Raw genomic sequence first — 17,786 nt, 5'->3', positions numbered from 1 at the left:
GCGCCGCCGCCGTCCAGCTCGGGCAACGGCTCGTGGATCTCGGTGTGCGGGCGATGCTCGCGGACGCGGCCGAGCGGCGGGCCGTCCCGCCCGCGCCGGCTTGTCCACAGCCGCGGTTTGTCCACAGCCTAAAGGTTCTCTGTTCTTCTTGTTCTATGTTCGCCAAGGCTAAGTCACTGTTCCGAAACTGAAAAAGTGCCCGATCGGTTAGGGATTGGGCGGAGTCGGGTTAGGGATTGGGCGGCGAACGGTTAGGTTTTGGGATGGCTACGGTTAGGGATTGGGCGGGGTGTTGTGCGGGCCGCGGCCCGGTTGTCCACAGGCCCCCGGCGAACGGTTAGGTTTTGGGCGGGTGGCAACCGGGCCCAGGCGTGGCACCGGTTGCGGCTGGCCCATCGGTTAGGTTTTGGGCGGGTGGCTGCGCTTTGTCCGCCTCGCTGCGCCGCCCCAAACCTAACCGTCCTCGCATGGCGCTGTGTTAGGTGAGAATTGACGGCACCTAACACTAACATGTATGGTTCCCGGCGAAACCATACGGGGTCCGATCATGACGCCAGAGCCTTACAAGACCATCCAGGCGCGCCCTTCGCACGATACGATCATCAAGCCGGGCGAGCTGATCGACGTGGTGGAAATGACGCCGCTCACGTTGCAGGACCGCAAGATCTGGAACCTGCTCATTGCGCACGCTTGGGACCGGATCGGCGAGCCGGTGCAGCACGTCATTCCAAAGGCTGACCTGCGCGGCTCGCACGAGAGCAATGACCGCCTGGGCGACAGCATTGAGCGCCTCATGTCGGCAATCCTGCGCGTGCGCATCAAGCGTCGGGACGAGCGCAGGGGCAAGGACATTGAGCAGACCTTGCGCGTGCAGCTCCTGGCCCCGAACTATGAGGACGTCGTTCCGGACGGGATGTTCCGCTACCGTTTCTCGGAAGAAATGCGCGTGGTGATCGTCAACAGTGAGACCTTCGGGCGACTGCGGCGGGACATCATGTTGCACCTGTCGAGCAAGTATGCGCTCGCGCTGTACGAGATGGTGCAGAAGCGCGGCAACATGATCTATCAGTCTGCGCAGACCTTTACTCTGGACGAGATCCGTTCATACCTCGGCGTCGAGCCGGGCAAGCTCGAGGGGTTCCGCAACCTCAACGCCTGGGCGCTCAAGCCCGCGGTGGCCGAGGTCAATGCGCTCGGCGATTATTGGGTGTCGATCGAGCCGGTGAAGAAGGGGCGGGCTGTGGAGGCGATCACGCTCGCCTGGGCGCGCAAGACGCCGGATGAGTTGAAGGAAGCCTTTCAGGAGCTTCGCCGCCACAGCGCCGGCCGCAAGGCGCGGATCACCGGCGCCAAGGAAGACGCCACGGCGCCGTGACGCCGTGGCGCCATGCCTCACAGCGGCGGGAGGCCGCGTTCGGCGAACAGCCGCGACAGCCCCTCGATCACGAGTTCCTGCACGCTGGCGGTGCGCTTGCGCTTGCCGGGCGTGGCGCGCGCCAGCTCGGCCACGCGGCGGTGCTGCTCCTCGGTGAAGCGGATCGTCACCGGCACCAGCCGTTCGTCGCCGGCCGGGGCGGCGGGCGGGGGCGCCGGGTCCGCGCCGGCGGCCGGGCGGCGGTTCTGCCACGCGGCGAGGCCGGAGGAGGTCTTCTTTGCGCTCTTGTCGCTCATCGCTCGAGGGCTCCTTTGATCCAGGTGAGCAGGGCGGAGATTTCGCCGGCGGCCTTGCCGCGGCGCTGAAACTCGGTGACCGCTTCACCGTGCGCCACGGCGCGGACGAACGGCTTGCGCCGGCCGATCGCCATGGGCGCCACCGGGAGGATCGCCTCGAGGGCGGCGCGCGCGTCGATCACCTCCGGATCATCCTCGCGCGCCGGCACGCCGTTGAGCACGAAGGCGGCGCCGACGCGCCGGCCGGCGCCGGCCGCCTTCGCCTGGGCGGCCTTGGCGATCGCCGCCGAGCGCTCGGCCGCCGCCAGATCGAACAGGCTCGGTTGGCAGGGGATCAGGATGAAATCGGCGGCGTTCGCCGCCTCGGCGGCCGACGGCGTGGCGTGTGGGCTGGTGTCGATGATCGCCAGCGTGCGGCCGTCCTCGCGCGCCGCCGCGAGCACCGCGGCGACGTTGATCGGTTCAACGGTGATCACCGGCGGCTCGCTGTCTTGTCGCAGCTCGCCCCACACCGAGGCGGAGGCTTGCGGGTGATCGGCGTCGATCAGCACGGCGCGCTCGCCGGCGGCGCCGGCGGCAACGGCGAGGTGCACGGCAAGCGTGGTTTTGCCGGCCCCGCCCTTCTGCATCATCACGGCGACCGCGCGCAGCGGCGTGGGTTTTCGTCTTGGTGGCATGGCGTCATTCCTTCGTGGCGCTGTGGCGTCACGATGCCATGGCGCCACGGCGTCGTAAAGCGGGAATTTATGCGGCTCGCATAAGACGGAACGCCCAACCAGGCGCCCGGCGGATGGGCGGCGCGTCCTCGATCAGGACGGGCGGTCTATCGGCGCCAGCGTGAGCGCGAGCGCGGTCGGGTTGCCCGCCGCCGGGTGGTCGGGGTGCTCGGCATCCCAGAAGCGGAGGCGATCGCCCCGTGCGGTGGGGTGCGCCACCCACGCCGGCATGCCGCGCGGCCGCGCCGGCGCCGGCGGGATGCCCTCGGCGATCGCCTCGGCCTCGGAGATCTGGGCGAGCGGGTGATAGTGCTTGCGCACGATGCGGAACCACAGCCGCGCGGCCCAGGCGCCGGGGTAGCGCACCGGCTGGAAGGCCGGGGGCAGCACCTTGCCGGCGGGAAAGCGCCCGAGGTCCACCGGCGCGCCGTCGATCGCGTAGACGGCGCCGGTCGGGGGCTCGCCGGCGCGGCCCTCGAGGTGGACCTCCTCGCGCAGATAGAGCCGATCGCCGGGGATCGCCTCGGTGAGCGGATGGCCGGCGGGGAGGCGCAGCTCGGCCACCGCCCCCGCCAGCGCGGCGCGGACGAGCCGGGGCGGGGCGATCAGGGGTCTATCCGTCCTCATGCGGGCGGCGGGCTCCGGCGCCGGCGGGCAGGCTGGCGGCGCGCTCGAGGAAGGGCGTCGCGTCCACGCCGGCGCGCTTGATGGCGAGGAGCAGATACAGGTACGCGGCGAGGGCGGGCGGCACGCGGCGGGTCTCGCCGATGCGGATGCGCCACAGCGTGGTTTGCTGCACCGTGTAGCCGCCGGCGATCGAGAGCCGCCGCGCAACCTCGGCGTCGGTGATGCCCAGCTCATCCACGGCGGCGGCGTATCCGTCTTTGTCCATCCGATCCTCTTCCGCTGAGGGCGGAGTATGCGGCGCGCATAAGCCCGGCGCAAGCGCGGCGCCGTGGGCGGTGGCGGTTCGTTTCGATTTTGGCATGAAAGCCCGCTTGATCGCCGGCGCCTGGGCGTGGCATGTTTCGGAAATCGAAACATCACGCGCAAGGTGAGGTGTCTCATGGTGGGTGCGAAGGTGGTGGATCTTGTCGTGCGTTGGCGCGCCCAGGGTGCCCAGGCCCAGCGTGAGGGGCGCGACTTCAACGTCAACCCGTACCCGTCGGGCAGCGCTGCCGCTGAGGCGTGGTTCACCGGCTGGTGCTGGAGCGCGGAGGCCGCGATCGGCCTCGCCCGGTGGCGGTCGCGGTGAAAGGGTGAGGTTGTGGCACCGCGCCGGCCGGTTGCCGGATGTTTAAACATTCAAAAAGAGGGCGCCTGTATGTCGAGAAATGGAGTGGTGCGCGAACTGGCGGCCGTCGCGGGCGACGCCGAGCGGTGTGCGGAGTACTACAAGACGTCGCCCGGTCTGGCCGGAGCCGACGCGATTATTGACCTGTACCATTCGGTTGCCCGCCTCGCGCGGGCCGTTGTCTTGCCGGACGGGGAAACGTGGTACGACCTCTATCGCCGCGAGGTGGAGGGCACATACCGCGCGCATCGCGCCGAGATCTGAGGCGCCCCATGCTTACCGACAGCGGACCGGTGCACGTGCAGATGTTTTCCGGCGGTGAGGGCTCGTGGGGCTCTGCCAAGCGCGTTGTGGGTGCGCATGGCGTGGATCGTCTGTACCTCTATTTCAGCGACACCCTTGTGGAGGATGAGGACCTCTATCGCTTCCTGATCGAGGGGGCGGCGAACGTCTTTGGAGTGCCGGCGCCGCAGCGGCTCCTTGATCGGTTGGCCGGCATTCCGCCAATGGAAGACGAGGCCGCGCGCGGCCGGTTCTTGCAGGATCTCGCGGCGGCGGCCGCGGAGGTCCTGCCTCGTCTTGTGTGGGTCGCCGAGGGGCGAACTCCGTGGCAAGTATTCTTTGATGAGCGGTTCCTTGGCAACTCGCGGCACGATCCGTGCTCAAAGATCCTCAAGCGGCAGTTGGCCGATCGGTGGCTTCGGGAGAATTGCGATCCGGCTCAAACGGTCGTTTATGTCGGGATCGACTGGACCGAGGAGCACCGATACACGGAGCTTCGTGATCGCCGAGCCGCTGTCGGCTGGCGCTACGAGGCCCCGTTGTGTGGCGCCCCTTACGTCTTGAAAGACGACATTCGCCGGGCGCTCGAAGCGGAGGGGATCGCTTCGGCGCGCCTCTACGCTCTGGGGTTCTCTCACAACAATTGCGGGGGCTTCTGTATCAAGGCTGGACACGGACATTTCGCGAACCTGTTGCGCACCATGCCGGCGCGCTACGCCTACCATGAGCGTCGAGAGCAGGAGATCCGCGAATACCTGGGCCGAACTGATATCGCCATGCTGGTGGACCGCCGCGGTGGCGGGAAGCGCCGGCCGATGACGTTGCGGGAACTGCGCGAGCGGATCGAGGCCGGCGCCCAGGTCGATAGGCACGATATCGGCGGCTGCGGGTGCTTCGCGGTGGAGGAGGCGGAGCCATGAGGTACGCCCGCCTCACCCAGGAGCAGATTGACCGGATCTGCGAACTCCGCGAGGAGGGGCTCTCCTATCCGAAGATCGCCGCGATCGTCGGGTGCTCGCGCGGCGCGGTGGAATGGCAGTGCCTCAAGCTCGGAGCCGAGCCGCCGGAGCCGGTCAAGGCGTCGCCGGTCGGGCCGATGGTGGTCGAGCGCAACGGCCGTCCGGTGCGGCGCTTCACGCCGGAGGAGGACGAGCGTCTCCTCCGGCTGGCGCGATCGGGCATGACCTATGCGGCGATCGGCCGGGCGATGGGCCGCCGGCACCACAGCGTATTGAGCCGGCTCATGGTCCTGGCGCGGCGGGATGAGCGGGCGGCCCCGCGTAACTATGCGTATCGCATAAATCCGTTTGACGGCGCCATGACGCCGTGACACCATGGCGTCATGGCGCCACGTTTAAACGCGGAGCTATCGAACCCTTCCGCCACGCGCCGGCGCCGCCCCAGGCGCCGGCCCAGCCCGAGGAGCCTCGCCCCATGCCCACCACCCACACCCTAGCAACCGCCCTCACCCTCCGGTGCTGCGGCCCGGAGGGTTGCGGCGTCGCCACCGGCTCCGCGCTCGTGAACGGCCCGCTCACCTACATCAACGCCGTCGGCCGCTTGTGCATCGGCGCCACGTGCATGGCGTGGCAGTGGACGAACGACGCGGACGCTGATCCGCTCGAGCAGATCACCACCAGCTTTCGGCCGGATGACGCCGCTTTCGTCGCCGCGGTGACGGCGCGTGACGATCTCCCTCACAACGCCACGAATGAGGTTTACGACGCCGCCCAGGAGAAGGTGGTCGCGGCGCGCGAGGAGATCGAGCTGGCGCTCCGCTCCTGGGAGCCCTCTCCGCCGCCCGGCGACGGCTGGCGGCTTCGCTCCACGTCCTGCCGATGCTGGGACGAGGACCCTCCCTCAGCGTCCTTCTCCGCCCTTTGGGTGCGCGACAAGACGCCAGCGGAACGCCGGGGCTTCTGCGGCTACGTGCGCTAACCGAGCCCTTCCGCCACGCGCCGGGGAGGATCACACTCCCCGGCGCCACAACAGGGAGACCATGACACGCGATGAAGCGCTTGACCTGTTGCACGACACCGCCGGCGGCCGGGAGCCCGGCGCCTCTGTTCCGCTCGAGGTCGCCGTCCGCGCGATCCTCTTTGCGTTCGATCGCGGACGGCGCGCCGCGAACGAGGTCCGTGTCTCGGTTGCGCCCGAGGTCACCGGCCCCGAGTTCAACGGGGCGGCCGCCTGCTTTTTTTCCACTGGCTCCGACATGCGCGAGCTGTTCAGCAGCGCCGTGGCGCGCGCCGCCGCTGGCGATGAGAAGGCGCTGAACGAGGTGCAGCGGGCGGCGTGGGCGCTGCTCGCCGCGCATCTCCCCGCATCATAGCGGAAGGGGTGGCTGAGCCCGTTTAAACGGGCTCGGTCTCGCGCGGCGCCTGGGCGACGGCGCCGGGGATCGCCTTGAGGGCGGCGAGCTGCTCGAGGAGGTATCGCGCGGTGTTGGGTGCGGCCTCCTCGATCGGGATGGAGCCCGAGCCCAGCCCTCCCTTGGGGAACACCACCGTTTTCCCTGCCTCGAGCGCGGCGCGGATCGCCCTCACGTCCTCATCGATCTTCGCGCGGTTCTCGGCGAACTCCTCATCCGTCCAGCACGCGGACGGATGGTCGCCGGCATGCTTCCGCAGCCGCACGCCGATTGTGTTGGGCTCGCCCCGGCACGCATGCGCCTGCCCGCCGCGCCCCTTGCGCGTGTCGTTGTCGCCGAACACAAACACGCAATCCCGTCGCCGGCGGACGTCCTGTTGCGTGATGTACTGCTTCGCCTTGAGCGGCATGATCGCCCCCTACACCCACCAGCGGCCGATCGCCACCGCAGCGGCGAGCGCAATCCACAGCGCCGAGGCCATGCCGGCGCCCTCAAGGCGCCCGTCCCGCACGCCGCGCCGGTAGAGCGGCGCGTCCGCCTCGGCCAGCGTGAGGAACCCCGGCGGGCGGCGGAGGCCGGCGATCCTGGGCGGTGGATTGGGCGCGAACCTGGGCGGCGGCTTGGGCATGGTGCGATCCTCCGGAGTGCGGGGCGGATGGATGGGGCGCCGGCGGCGCGGATCTCAGAACAGCGTGTCCGAGGCGAGCGGGTCCTCGCCGCTGGAGAAGGCCGCGACCATGGCGGCGATCTCGCCGGCGTGCGCGTCGACCAACTCGGGAGGGGCGCGGTAGCCGCAGCCGTTGCACCGTCCGAGCAGCGCGGCGCCCAGGCTCGGCTCCCGCCAGCAGCGGGTGCACACCTCGAGGATCGGTCGCCGCCATTGGGTGAGGCGCAGGACGGTGGCGCTCATGGCTCGTCGCGCTCCCGCATGACCCGGTGCGCGTCCTCCAGTTCGCCGGCGACCGCCGCCGTGAGCCATTCGAGGAACTCCACGCGCATGCGGCACGGGAGCCCGCCCGCGGTTTGCAGCGCCGCCTCGGCGAGGACGGTGGCGGCGGAACGGTTGCCGGGGTCCACCTGGGCGGCGCCGAGAATGGCGTCCACGCGCAGCCGCGTGCGCAGCGCCTCGAGCGGGTAGGTTGGGGTCGTGACGGCCATGATCACAGATCCTTGGTGCGGAGAACGTCCTCGGCCTCGTCCATGAGGGCGATCACCCGGCGGATCATCCGCTCCCCGCGGACCATGATGAGCGCGTGCTCGGGGGCACCGTCCGGCGCGCGGGTGACGTAGCGGGCGACGGAGCCGCCGGTGACGTCGAGCAGCTCCGACAGGTCCTTGAGGGAGACGCGGCGGGGCTCGCTCATGCCGCGGCCCTCCGGCTTTCCGCCTGGGCGAACGCGACGATCGCGAGGCCGAGCGGGGTGAGCGCCCGCTCGAAGGTGACGAGCAGCGGCGCGCGGCTGATCTTCCACGTGACGAGGGTTTGCCGGCTCAGCCCGGCCGCGTCCGCGACGTCGGCCGCGGCGATGCCCGTGCGGTTGAGTTCCGCGTAGAAGCGCCGCACGAGCGGGTGCGCGTGCGGTGGGATGGCGTGGGGGGTAAAGCGCGGGCTCGGCGGGATCGCCGGCGGGGCGCGGCGCACCAGATCGAGGCGGAGCCCGAGGATCGAGAAGACGTCGGCCAGATCGGCGAGCGGCGGCGAGGTGCGATCGCACAGCCACCGGCTGATGGCGCCGTTCGACAGCGCGCCGTGGCGGTCGGACAGCTCGAGGGCCGGGCAGCGCTGGCGGCGCATTTCGGTGGCGAGGCGGAGCAGAATGGGGCGCGTGGTCCGGGGTTTGATGTTGCCGGCGCGGAAGACCCTCATGGGTGGCGCTCCTCCCGTGTGTTTCGATTTGCGAAACATAACGCCCCGCCGCGCCACGCGCAACGGGGCAATGTTTCGGCAAACGAAAGTCGGGGTGGGCTAGGCGCCGCGGCGCACGAAGTCCTCGAGGTCGGTCTGGCGCTCGTCGCGCTCCCGGCCGTCCGTGGTCATGGCGCCGTGCCGCGGGCAGTGCGGCGCCCCAACCTCCACGATCCACATGCGCGACGTGCGGGCCACATAGCCGCACGTCGCGCATGTGCACTTGATCATGCGGGCGGTCTGCTTCTTGGCGCCGCCGGCCGGTGCGGCGGCGCTCCGCTCTCCGTGGGGGCTGGGCATGGGCGGCTCCGCGCGGTTGCTGGTCTGCGTCACTTTATGCGATCCGCATACGAGGAGGGCAAGCGGTTTCCTGTGATCCGCAACGAAAGAAGAGGGGCGCCTTTCACCGGGCCGCCCCTCTTCCACTCCCCTGAGACGGCGGCCGCGTCAGCGCTCGGCCGCCTGGGCGATCGCGACCACCAGCGCCAGCGCGAGGTTGAGCAGGCGGGCGCGGCGCGGCGGCGGCGGCGCCGGCCGGCGGGCGCGCACGCCGAGCGCGGGGAGCCCGTTCGGGGCGACGATCCAGACGAGTTCAAGGGGTGGGGTGCGGTCCATGGGTGGCCTCCGGCGCGGGGTGAACGGCCGAAGGCTATGCGGATCGCATAATCCGCGTCAAGCGCTCATTTATGCGTTTCGCATAAAACGTTGTGATCCGCGAAACGAGGACGTTCGATCGGCGAAACGCGCCGCCGCCGGCGCGGCGCCTCTCAGACCGGCCGCACCCACGCGATCTGCGCCGCCCAGCTCACCCGGACGTCGAGTTCCGGCATGACCAGCGGGTTGAAGCTGAGCAACGTGTAGTGGCCGGGGCGCGATCCTGGGGCGAGTCGTTTGACGAACAGACGGCCGTCGGCGGTGGCGCCGACAACCGTCTTGCCGATCAGCTCGGCCGGGTCGCCGTCATCGTGGCGGTAGAAAAATATCTGATCGCCCGGAAAGAACCGCGGCGCGGCGTCGCTCGCCTCGACGATGATGCATTCCGCGTCCATCAGCCCCGGCGGGGCAATGATCGCGAGGGTGTCCGGGTCGGTTGTCGCGTCGGATATTGATGCTACCACGTCCCGATCCTTGAGAATGCCGGCAACCCGCACGGCGTTTGGGGATATGGCTATGGTAGTGCCGAGGCGTTTTAACACTTCGTTGACGGGCACGGACAAGAAGCGCGCCATGTCGCTCGCCTCTTGCGCGCGCACCGTCCGGCGCCCCGCAAATATCAGGCTCACCGCGGCCGGCGGCACACCCATAAAGCGGGCAAGCTCCGCCTGTGAGCGCCGCATCTCGCGTAAACGCTGTTGAAACCATTTTTTATCAACGGGTGGTGGCACGAGGGCGAGGCTCCCCGGCTGGGCGGCGCAGTGCATGGTTGTCTGTCGCATAGTCGGACCTCGTTGCGTTGGATATGCCGAATTCCGAAACGGTCTAGGCCGAGCCCCCTTGACGGCGTTTCGATAATCGAAATATGGTGGTAGCCACTTCGGGCGTGGGCGAGATGTGGTGACGGGCGTGAGCGGACAGGCGAAGCGGATCATCGAAAAGTTCGGCGGCGCGCGCCGCCTCGCCCGCCTGCTCGGGCTGGCGCCGGCCACGGTCTACAAGTGGGATTACCCGATGGCGCGGGGCGGAACGGGCGGGCTGATCCCGGTCGAGTACCATCAACCGCTGCTCGATCTGGCGGCGGCCGAGCGTGTCGATCTGAGCCCGGAGGATTTCTTCGACCGCCCGCGCCCGGCGGGCGCCATGGCGGGGGCGGCGGCGTGACGCGGGGCGCCCGCCAGCCGCCCCGCCTCCTCGAGGCGATCGGCCAAGGCGAGGATGCCCGGCGCCTGCGACGGGCTCAACGCCGCCTGGGCGCGCAGGAGCGCAATCCGCTCCGCAAGGGGATCGGTCATAAGGGCCTGACGCAACCTGTTTCGACTGCCGAAACATCTTGGCACGATGGGTTGCATATGCAAGCCCGAAACGCACTGATCGCGCGAAAGTACATACGCGGGTATGGGGAGGGCAACCTGTGAGCGCGACCACCTGGGTCGAGCGCGTCGCCGCGCGAGCGAAGGTCGATCCCAGCGACGTTGTGGCGATGCTCGCGGCGATCGCCGAGGAGGGCGTCAACGGGCCGATGATCGCCGCCGGCGTGCGCGGCGCCACCGAGGTCAAGAGCAGCGACAGCCACGCCAACAACCCGCGCCGGGTGATCGGCGCCCTCCTCGGCGGCCTCAAGGGCGCCCAGGAGGAGCACGCCTCGGTGATGCGCGCCCGCGCGCCCAAGCGCCCGCCCGGCTTCTGAGGGGCGCGCCATGGGCGACGATCTCAGCGTGGCCGAGATTGCCCGGCGGCTGCGGCCGCTGGCGGCGGACCTCGCGCCCAAACTCATCCCCTGGGGCCGCCGGCGTGGTCACGAATGGGTGGCGCTCAAAGAGGTGGGCGGCCGCCCGGTCGAGCGCTCGCTGGTGATCGTGATCGACGGCGCCAAGCGCGGCTCGTACTTCCACAACAGCGCCTCGCGCGGCGGCGACCTCATCAACGCCGCCATGGACCTGTGGAGCCTGTCGCGCGCCGACGCCGTGGCCTGGGCGAAAGAGGTGCTCGGCCTCGGCCCCGGTCTCGATCCCGAGACCAAAGCCCGCGCCCAGGAGCACGCGCGGCGCGCCCAGGCGGCGGCCGAGGCGCGCGCCGCCGAGGTGGCCGAGAGCGTGCGTGAGAAGCGCGAGCGCGCCCGCGCCTACTGGCGCGCGGCGCAGCCGATCGCCGGGACGCTGGGCGAGGTCTATTTCCGCGCCCGCGCGATCGGCGGCGAGCTGCCGCCGACGCTGCGCTTCGCCCCGGCGCTGCCCTACGGCCACCCCTGCAACCCCGCCGCGCCGCGCTTTCCCGCCGTGGTGGCGGCGGTGCAGGCGCCCGACGGCAGCTTTAGCGGGGTGTGGCGCATCTACCTCGCCGCCGACGGGCGCGGCAAGGCGCCGGTGGAAAAGCCCAAGCTCGGCCTCGGCGTCGCCCGCGGCGGCGCGGTGCGCCTCGGCCCGGCCGCGCCGCGGCTGGCGACCTGCGAGGGCATCGAAACGGGGCTGTCCATTCAGGAGGACGCGGGGCTCCCGACCTGGGCCGGGCTGTCGGCGGTCGGGGTGCAGAACCTCGTGCTGCCCCGGCTGGTGCGCGAGCCCGTCATCGTGCCCGACCCCGACCTTGCCCACCTCAACGAAAAAACCGGCGCGGTCTACTGGCCGGGGCCGGACGCGGCGGCCAAGGCGGCGCAGCGCTACCGCGAGGAGGGGCGCCGCCCCGTGGTGGTGGAGCTGCCGCTCGGGCTGGACGCCAACGATCTGAAAATGCGCTCGGGAGGGCTATAGGGTGGAGACGATCCGCGACGCGGTGGACCGGGCGCCGGACGAGAACTGTCCGGTGCGCAGCCTCGGCTACGCCGCCGGCGACGGCAGCAAGACGTATTATTACCTCTCGCCCGGCGGCGCGCTGGCGCGCCTCAACCACCGCGAGCACGCCAACACGGGGCTGTTGTCGCTGTTCGATGGCGACATGGAGTGGTTGCGCAAGACCTTCCCGCGCTTCGACAAGGAAGGCGAGGTTGTCGGGTTTAAACAGCAGGACGCGGCGGCGTGGCTCATGCGCGCCTCCACCCGCTCCGGCTTCTTCGACCCCGACCGCCAGCTCCGCGGCCCCGGCGCGTGGCGCGACGACGACGGGCGCCTGTTGCTCCATTGCGGCGATCAGATCCGCTTGCCGGACGGCGCGTGGCTCGACGCCGGGTGTCGGATCGGCAACCACATCTACCCCGCCTCGGTGCCCGAGCCGCGCCCGGCGCGCAAGCCGGCGGCGCAGGACGACGTGCGCGACCTCCTCGAGCTGCTCGAGACGTGGAACTGGCGGAAGCCGGAGACCGATCCCCGCCTGTACCTCGGCTGGCTCGGCGCCGCGATGGTGGTCGGGGCGCTGCGCTGGCGGCCGCACATCTGGGTCACCGGCGACCGCGGGTCCGGCAAGACGACGCTCGAGCAGCTCTCGGACGCGCTGCTCGGCTCCTCCGTCTACCGCGCCTCCGACCCCTCCGCCGCCGGCATCCGCCAAGCGCTCGCCGGCGCCGCGCGCCCGGTGGCGCTGGACGAAATCGAGGTGTCCAGCGACGGCACCGTGGGGCGCGCGCGCGACGTCGTGGCGCTGGCGCGCCTGGGCTCGACGGACGGGCAGGGCGCGGTGGTGCGCGGTTCGGCCGACGGCAAGGCGCAAAGCTACTACATCCGCGCCTGCTTCTACTTCTCCTCGATCCTTACGGTGCCGCTGTTGCCGCAGGACCTCACCCGCATTTGCGTGCTCAACCTCGATCCGTTGCAGAAGATCGAAGGCGCGGCGGCGCGGATGCGCGAGGGGCTCAAGCGCTGCGGCGCCCTCGGCGCCGGCATGCGGGCGCGGATGGTGCGCGGCTGGGATCGGCTGCAAGAGGCGCTGGTGGTTTATGACGGCGCGTTGCAGGACCTCGGCCACGGCGCCCGCCAAGCCGATCAGCTCGGCGTGCTGTTGGCGTGCGCCCACGTGCTGCTCAACGATGAGAAGGCGACCGCCGCCGAGGCGGCCTCGATCGTCGGCGGCTTCAAGCCCGGCGAGGTGCTCGATCGGGACGAGGACGCCGATCACGTGCAGTGCCTCATGCACCTGTTCTCGCGCTCGGCCGAGGCGTGGTCCTCCGGGCGCAAGCGCACGATCGGCGAGCTGATCAACGAGGCGCGCGAGCACGCCGACGCGGCGCGGGCGCTGCGCGCCTACGGGCTGGCCTTGCAGACCGGGGCGGACCACCGGCCGCGCCTTGCCATCGCCAACCAGCACGACAGCCTGCGCGAGATCTTCGCCGGCACCCGCTGGGCGCAAGGGGTCTGGCGCCAGAGCCTCGAGCGGGTGCCGGGGCGGGAGATCCCGAACAAGGTGGTCAACTTCGCCGGCGCCCGCTCCCGCGCCGTCTACGTCGGCTTGGAGTGGGTGGGCGCCGCAGACGAGCAGGAGGTTGATCTCGATGCCGTCACCTAGCCTCCCGCGCCCTCCCTCCCCCTCCCTCCCCGCTCCCTTACACCCTGTGGGGTGCAGCCGGACGCGGCGGGGTTGCGGAGTTTCGTCTTATGTGCTAGGACGTAAAGCCTCAATGGCGCCGGCCTGGTTGTGCCTGCATTCCCGGCCCCGGCGCCACCATGGCGCCGTGCCGCCGTGGTGGCGTGGCGTCCCGACGCCGTGGCGTCGTGGCGCCGTGGCGCCAGCGTTACCGCGTTACCGCCGCGTTACCGCGCTGTTACCCCGCCCCGGCCCAGGCGCCGCGCGGGGTTGAGCCCCCTCCGCGGGGCCGAGGTAACGCGGTAACGCCGGCCATCCCATACAGACGCAATCCGTGTGCACGCCCGTATTGGGACCGAACCGCCGTTACCCCGTTACCTCGTTACCTCTGTCAAGACTGAGATAGAAAAACATAAGTCGATCAAAGGGATAGGAAGCATGCCGGACGGTAACGCCACAGGTAACGCCGCCACCGCCCGCCGTTACCGCCCCGTGACGGCGGGGCGCGAGGCGGTGTCCGCCGAGGCCCTCGTGGGCTGGACCTACCACCGCCAGCGCGCCCACCTCGCCGGCGTCGGCGTCGCCGATCGCGTCCTGTTGCGCGGCGGCGGCTCGACGGCGACGGCCGCGGTCGGGCGCAACGGCCGCCTGGGCTGCTCGATCGACACCTCCGGCTTTGCCGCGCTCGCCGTCGCCGATCCCGGCGTGCACCCCGACGCCGAGGCGGTGCACGCGCTGATCAGCGCCGCTGGCGGGATCGGCGCGGCGCTGCTGGTGCTGCACGGCAAGGGGCTGTCGCGGCCGGACTGGATGCCGACGGCGCGGCCGCGGGCGGCGGCGGTGCTCAACGCCCGCGGGCGGCCGAAGATGCACTTCGGGGCGACCGGCAAGGCCGAGTGGTGCCACGTCGAGTATCTCGACCCGCCGGCGCTGGTGGAGGCGGCGCGCTTCGAGTGGCTCGAGTGGGCCGCCGCGCTCGCCCGGCTGGCCGTCCGGCTGCGCGCCGAGCCGGGCATGCTGCGCGCCCACCGGGTCACCGCGGCGCTGCCGCCGGCCACGCCCTGGGAGCGGCTCGGGCAGGCGATCGACGGGGCGCCGCTCGCCGGGGCGGGGCGCGGTTAACCGCGGGCGGTGAATTCGCCGCTTGACTTCGGGCGGCGGTTGATTGACAAACGACACGAGCCACACGAGCGCCCGGCGGGGGAGACCCCACCGGGCGCTTTCGTTTTGGGCTCCGCCTCCGGGCGTTTCCTCCCCGTTTGTTGGGCACTGGCGCCGCGGCCTCACCGCCGCGGCGCCTTTTTCGTGCCCGATCAAGGGGTTGGCGGCGGCGCGGGGCGGCGACGGGGTGCGTCGGCGACGGTTTATTGCGCGGCGCGCCCCATCGGCGACACATTGTGTCGCGCAAGAGTGTTGCGGGCACGCGGGTCCTTCCGGGAGCCGGGTGTATACGGGCCAAAACCGCGCGCGGCTCCGCCAGTGGGTGGGCGCGTCAATGGGTTAACCGGCGCGCCGCCCGGTTAACCGGATGGAGGGGTGAACGGTGGAGCTGGTGACGCAAAAGGAGTTCGCGGCGCTGGTGGGCGTGTCGCCCGCCTACGTCTGCAAGCTCGTGAAGCAGGGCCGGCTCCCCGTCACCACCGGGGCCGACGGCAAGGCCAAGCTCGATCCGGCGGCGGCGCGCGCCGCCTACGAGGCGTTGCGCGATCCCGGCCGCGTCGCCGCCAACGCCCTCGGCGCCGGCGCCGCCGTGGCGGAGCCCGCCCCGGCGGCCGAGGCGCTTCCGGCGTCGGACCCCGCGGACGCGGGACGGGCAAAGCCCGACGGGGGGCGTGGGGGCGGCGCCTACATGGACCACCGCTCCGAGCGCGAGCGCCTCGAGGTGGAGCGCCGCCGGATCGACCTCGAGGAGCGCGCCGGCGGGCTGGTCAAGCGCGCCGACGTCGCCCAGGTCGCCGGCGAGACGGCGCGCGGTCTGCGCGACGCGCTGCTGGCGCTGCCCGGCAAGCTCGGCCCGCTGTTCGCGCTCGAGACCGATGAGCACGTGATCGCCCGCCGCCTCGCCCTCGAGCTGTCCGAGGCGCTGCGCGCCTACGCCAAGGCGGTGCGCGAGAGCTTCCCCGACGCCATCGGCGAACCGATGGGCGAGGCGTAGATGTTCGCCGACGCGGGGCGGACCTGGGGCGAGGCGTTCGCCGCCGGGCTCGAGCCCGATCCCGATCTCAAGGTGTCGGAGTGGGCCGCCGCGCACGTGGTGCTGCCGCCCGAGGTGACGGCGCGCCCCGGCCCCTGGGACAACGCGTTGGTGCCGTTCGGCCGGGAAATCCAGGACGTGTTGTCGCCGTCGCACCCGGCCGAGCGCGTGGTGCTGATGAAGTCCGCCCAGGTCGCCGGCACCGCGTTTGCCACCAACTGGCTGATGTTCGTGGCGTGCGCCGCCGCCGGCCCGGCGATGGTGGTCCAGCCGTCGATCGACCTCGCCCGCGCCTTCTCGGTGGAGAAGCTCGGCCCGACGATCGAGGCGACGGCGATCGCCCGCAAGCGGGTGGTCGAGCAGAAAAGCCGCGACGGCGGCTCCGCCACCCGGTTTAAACGCTTCCCCGGCGGCTTCCTCGTCCTCACCGGCGCCAACTCGGCCGCCGGCCTGCGCCAGCGCTCGATCCGCTACCTGCTCAAGGACGATCTCGACGGCTGGCCGGACGAGGTGGACGGCGAGGGCGACCCCTCCGATCTGGCCGACAAGCGCTGCGAAACCTTCTGGAACCGCAAGATCTTCGAGGTCTCCACCCCGACGCTCAAGGGCTTCTCGAAGATCGAGAAGGCGTTTGAGGCGAGCGACAAGCGCTTTTACATGGTGCGCTGCCCGCATCCCCAATGCGGGCACGAGCAGCGCCTCGTGTGGGAGCGCGTCCAGTGGACCAAGGGCGCCCCGGAAACCGCCGTCTACGTCTGCGCCGGCTGCGGCGCCGACATCGCCCACAAGCACAAGCCGGCGATGCTCGCCGGCGGCCGCTGGCTGGCGACGGCGCCCGGCCCCGGCAAGGCGGTTGGCTTCCACATTTCGGCGCTGTACTCGCCGTTCGTCACCTGGGAGCAGATGGCCCGCAAGCATGAGGCGGCCGAGGGCGATCCGAAGGCGGAAAAGGTGTTCACCAACACCTACTTGGGCGAGACCTTCGAGGAACGGGGCGAGGCGCCGCCGTGGGAGGCGCTGGCCGAGCGCGCCCGCGCCGCCGACGCCTACCGCCGCAACACGGTGCCGTCCGCGGCGTGTTTCCTCACCGCCGGCTGCGACGTCCAGGGCGACCGCCTCGAGGTGGAGGTGGTGGGCTGGGCGCCGGGCGAGGTCGCCTATTCGATCGATTACCGGGTGTTCTACGGCAACACCGCCGACGCCGACGATCCGTGCTGGCGGGCGCTGGCGGCGCTCTACGAGGAGACGTTCTTCGACAGCCGCGGCGCGGCGCTGCCGATCGAAGTCCTCGCCGTCGATGAGGGCTACCGCACCCAGACCGTTCAGACCTTCGTGCGCGGCCGCATGCGGGCGATCGCCGTCAAGGGCGTGGACGGCTGGAAGGTGCCGGTGCTCGGCCGGCGCGCCTACGTCCAGTTCAAGGAGAACGGCCGCACCATCAAGCGCGGGCACGCGTATTACCCGGTCGGGACCTGGGACGCGAAGCGCGAGATCTACGACCGCCTCGGGCTGGCGCCGGGCGCCGACGGCCGCAGCGTCCCGCGCGGCTACTGCCATTTCCCGGCCGATTACCCGGAGGACTACTTCCGCGGGCTGACCGCGGAGACGCTGATCAGCGATGAGAGCAAGGGCGGCTACGACCGGCGGCGGTGGAAGAAGACCGGCCGCAACGAGCCGTTGGACTGCCGCGTCTACGCCTGGGCGGCCGCGTGCCGCGCCGGCATGGACAAGCTGTCGGATGCCGCCTGGGCGGCGCTGGCGGCCGAGCGCGCCGCCGCCGGCCCGCCGGCCCAGGGCGATCTTGCCGTGCTGTGGGGCGGCGGGCCGCTCGCCGCGGTGCCGGCGCGCCCGGCGCCCGCGGCGGGCACGGCCGGGGACGGTGAGGCCGCGGCGGGCGCGATCGAGGACGGCGAGGCCGAGGCGGTGGAGATCGAGGACGAGCCGCCGGCGGCGCCGGTGCGGGTGGCCGCGCCGGTGGCGGCGGCGGCCGTGGCCGGCGCGCGCCGGCGCGGCATGCGGGGGAGGGTGGCGATCTGATGGCAATCAAGACCTATGAGCAGCAGCTCGAGAGCGTCCAGGCGGCGATCGCCGAGGTGGAGGGCGGCGCGCAGTCCTACGAGATGGACGGCCGCACGCTGACGCGGGGCGATCTGGCGACGCTGTACGCGCGTGAGGAGCGCCTGTTGGGGCTGGTCAGGCGCGGCACCGCCGGCGTGCGGTTCCGCCGCGGCGCGATGGTGGGGTGA

General features: G+C 71.2%; 27 protein-coding genes. 14 read left to right on the top strand and 13 right to left on the bottom strand.

Annotation, left to right across the window (positions count from 1 at the left end):
* The first annotated feature begins 547 nt into the window (after window positions 1-547).
* The gene (locus tag VEA62_RS16190) at window positions 548-1,375 is read left to right on the top strand and encodes a replication initiation protein (RefSeq protein ID WP_324823737.1); all 828 of its coding nucleotides are present in this window, start codon (window positions 548-550) and stop codon (window positions 1,373-1,375) included.
* A 17-nt stretch (window positions 1,376-1,392) separates the two neighbouring features.
* Here the strand turns inward: VEA62_RS16190 and VEA62_RS16185 are convergent, their stop codons facing one another.
* From VEA62_RS16185 to VEA62_RS16170, 4 genes are all read right to left on the bottom strand, one after another.
* Window positions 1,393-1,671: a hypothetical protein gene (locus VEA62_RS16185; protein WP_324823735.1), complete on the bottom strand. Its 279-nt coding sequence runs from the start codon at window positions 1,669-1,671 to the stop codon at window positions 1,393-1,395.
* Window positions 1,668-2,348, bottom strand: coding sequence for a ParA family protein (locus VEA62_RS16180; RefSeq protein WP_324823733.1), 681 nt, complete (start codon window positions 2,346-2,348; stop codon window positions 1,668-1,670). The genes VEA62_RS16185 and VEA62_RS16180 overlap by 4 nt, the downstream gene beginning before the upstream one ends.
* A gap of 132 nt (window positions 2,349-2,480) precedes the next feature.
* Window positions 2,481-3,014, bottom strand: a complete 534-nt coding sequence (locus VEA62_RS16175) for a hypothetical protein (protein WP_324823731.1) — start codon at window positions 3,012-3,014, stop codon at window positions 2,481-2,483.
* On the bottom strand, window positions 3,001-3,279 hold the full coding sequence (locus VEA62_RS16170; RefSeq protein WP_324823729.1) for a hypothetical protein: 279 nt from the start codon (window positions 3,277-3,279) through the stop codon (window positions 3,001-3,003). The genes VEA62_RS16175 and VEA62_RS16170 overlap by 14 nt, the downstream gene beginning before the upstream one ends.
* 447 nt (window positions 3,280-3,726) lie before the next feature.
* Here VEA62_RS16170 and VEA62_RS16165 point away from each other — a divergent pair, with 447 nt between their 5' ends.
* The 5 genes from VEA62_RS16165 to VEA62_RS16145 all read left to right on the top strand — a co-directional run bounded on the left by VEA62_RS16165 (window position 3,727) and on the right by VEA62_RS16145 (window position 6,295).
* Window positions 3,727-3,945: a hypothetical protein gene (locus VEA62_RS16165; RefSeq protein WP_324823727.1), complete on the top strand. Its 219-nt coding sequence runs from the start codon at window positions 3,727-3,729 to the stop codon at window positions 3,943-3,945.
* Between the two features lie 8 nt (window positions 3,946-3,953).
* Entirely contained in the window at window positions 3,954-4,883 is a 930-nt protein-coding gene (locus VEA62_RS16160) for a hypothetical protein (protein WP_324823725.1), read from the top strand.
* Window positions 4,880-5,293 carry a helix-turn-helix domain-containing protein gene (locus VEA62_RS16155; RefSeq protein ID WP_324823724.1) on the top strand — a complete coding sequence of 138 codons (414 nt, stop codon included), beginning with the start codon at window positions 4,880-4,882 and terminating at the stop codon, window positions 5,291-5,293. Before VEA62_RS16160 ends, VEA62_RS16155 begins: the two co-directional genes overlap by 4 nt.
* 104 nt (window positions 5,294-5,397) lie before the next feature.
* Window positions 5,398-5,901: a hypothetical protein gene (locus tag VEA62_RS16150; protein ID WP_324823722.1), complete on the top strand. Its 504-nt coding sequence runs from the start codon at window positions 5,398-5,400 to the stop codon at window positions 5,899-5,901.
* Window positions 5,902-5,962: 61 nt separating this feature from the next.
* On the top strand, window positions 5,963-6,295 hold the full coding sequence (locus VEA62_RS16145) for a hypothetical protein (RefSeq protein ID WP_324823721.1): 333 nt from the start codon (window positions 5,963-5,965) through the stop codon (window positions 6,293-6,295).
* A gap of 22 nt (window positions 6,296-6,317) precedes the next feature.
* Here VEA62_RS16145 and VEA62_RS16140 read toward each other — a convergent pair whose 3' ends face one another.
* The 9 genes from VEA62_RS16140 to VEA62_RS16100 all read right to left on the bottom strand — a co-directional run bounded on the left by VEA62_RS16140 (window position 6,318) and on the right by VEA62_RS16100 (window position 9,661).
* Entirely contained in the window at window positions 6,318-6,743 is a 426-nt protein-coding gene (locus tag VEA62_RS16140; protein WP_324823719.1) for a hypothetical protein, read from the bottom strand.
* Window positions 6,744-6,752: 9 nt separating this feature from the next.
* A complete protein-coding gene (locus VEA62_RS16135) occupies window positions 6,753-6,962 on the bottom strand; it encodes a hypothetical protein (protein WP_324823717.1) in 210 nt (69 codons plus the stop codon).
* A 54-nt stretch (window positions 6,963-7,016) separates the two neighbouring features.
* Complete coding sequence (locus VEA62_RS16130) at window positions 7,017-7,244, bottom strand: hypothetical protein (RefSeq protein ID WP_324823714.1); 228 nt, start codon at window positions 7,242-7,244, stop codon at window positions 7,017-7,019.
* Window positions 7,241-7,492: a hypothetical protein gene (locus tag VEA62_RS16125; RefSeq protein ID WP_324823712.1), complete on the bottom strand. Its 252-nt coding sequence runs from the start codon at window positions 7,490-7,492 to the stop codon at window positions 7,241-7,243. Before VEA62_RS16125 ends, VEA62_RS16130 begins: the two co-directional genes overlap by 4 nt.
* A 2-nt stretch (window positions 7,493-7,494) precedes the next feature.
* Window positions 7,495-7,698, bottom strand: a complete 204-nt coding sequence (locus VEA62_RS16120; RefSeq protein WP_324823710.1) for a hypothetical protein — start codon at window positions 7,696-7,698, stop codon at window positions 7,495-7,497.
* Window positions 7,695-8,201 (bottom strand): hypothetical protein, encoded by a 507-nt coding sequence (locus VEA62_RS16115; RefSeq protein ID WP_324823708.1) that lies wholly within the window; start codon window positions 8,199-8,201, stop codon window positions 7,695-7,697. The genes VEA62_RS16120 and VEA62_RS16115 overlap by 4 nt, the downstream gene beginning before the upstream one ends.
* A gap of 99 nt (window positions 8,202-8,300) precedes the next feature.
* Window positions 8,301-8,540: a hypothetical protein gene (locus VEA62_RS16110; RefSeq protein ID WP_324823706.1), complete on the bottom strand. Its 240-nt coding sequence runs from the start codon at window positions 8,538-8,540 to the stop codon at window positions 8,301-8,303.
* Window positions 8,541-8,687: 147 nt separating this feature from the next.
* Window positions 8,688-8,855 carry a hypothetical protein gene (locus VEA62_RS16105; RefSeq protein ID WP_324823703.1) on the bottom strand — a complete coding sequence of 56 codons (168 nt, stop codon included), beginning with the start codon at window positions 8,853-8,855 and terminating at the stop codon, window positions 8,688-8,690.
* A 152-nt stretch (window positions 8,856-9,007) separates the two neighbouring features.
* Complete coding sequence (locus VEA62_RS16100) at window positions 9,008-9,661, bottom strand: helix-turn-helix domain-containing protein (RefSeq protein WP_324823701.1); 654 nt, start codon at window positions 9,659-9,661, stop codon at window positions 9,008-9,010.
* Window positions 9,662-9,803: 142 nt separating this feature from the next.
* Between VEA62_RS16100 and VEA62_RS16095 the strand changes: the two genes are divergently transcribed.
* The 8 genes from VEA62_RS16095 to VEA62_RS16060 all read left to right on the top strand — a co-directional run bounded on the left by VEA62_RS16095 (window position 9,804) and on the right by VEA62_RS16060 (window position 17,786).
* Window positions 9,804-10,058: a carph-isopro domain-containing protein gene (locus tag VEA62_RS16095; protein ID WP_324823700.1), complete on the top strand. Its 255-nt coding sequence runs from the start codon at window positions 9,804-9,806 to the stop codon at window positions 10,056-10,058.
* A 250-nt stretch (window positions 10,059-10,308) separates the two neighbouring features.
* The gene (locus VEA62_RS16090) at window positions 10,309-10,584 is read left to right on the top strand and encodes a hypothetical protein (RefSeq protein WP_324823698.1); all 276 of its coding nucleotides are present in this window, start codon (window positions 10,309-10,311) and stop codon (window positions 10,582-10,584) included.
* A 10-nt stretch (window positions 10,585-10,594) separates the two neighbouring features.
* Entirely contained in the window at window positions 10,595-11,644 is a 1,050-nt protein-coding gene (locus VEA62_RS16085; RefSeq protein ID WP_324823696.1) for a DUF7146 domain-containing protein, read from the top strand.
* 1 nt (window position 11,645) lies between these two features.
* A complete protein-coding gene (locus VEA62_RS16080) occupies window positions 11,646-13,328 on the top strand; it encodes a hypothetical protein (protein ID WP_324823694.1) in 1,683 nt (560 codons plus the stop codon).
* 456 nt (window positions 13,329-13,784) lie between these two features.
* The gene (locus tag VEA62_RS16075) at window positions 13,785-14,468 is read left to right on the top strand and encodes a hypothetical protein (RefSeq protein ID WP_324823692.1); all 684 of its coding nucleotides are present in this window, start codon (window positions 13,785-13,787) and stop codon (window positions 14,466-14,468) included.
* A gap of 430 nt (window positions 14,469-14,898) precedes the next feature.
* Window positions 14,899-15,501, top strand: a complete 603-nt coding sequence (locus VEA62_RS16070) for a hypothetical protein (protein ID WP_324823690.1) — start codon at window positions 14,899-14,901, stop codon at window positions 15,499-15,501.
* Window positions 15,502-17,577, top strand: coding sequence for a phage terminase large subunit family protein (locus VEA62_RS16065; protein WP_324823688.1), 2,076 nt, complete (start codon window positions 15,502-15,504; stop codon window positions 17,575-17,577).
* Window positions 17,577-17,786: a hypothetical protein gene (locus VEA62_RS16060; protein ID WP_324823686.1), complete on the top strand. Its 210-nt coding sequence runs from the start codon at window positions 17,577-17,579 to the stop codon at window positions 17,784-17,786. The genes VEA62_RS16065 and VEA62_RS16060 overlap by 1 nt, the downstream gene beginning before the upstream one ends.

Origin of the sequence: Brevundimonas sp. (assembly GCF_035627475.1) — a bacterium.
Classification (GTDB): domain Bacteria; phylum Pseudomonadota; class Alphaproteobacteria; order Caulobacterales; family Caulobacteraceae; genus Brevundimonas.
The sequence above is the reverse complement of the archived record's forward strand: the minus strand, read 5'-3'. Positions and strand labels throughout refer to the sequence as shown.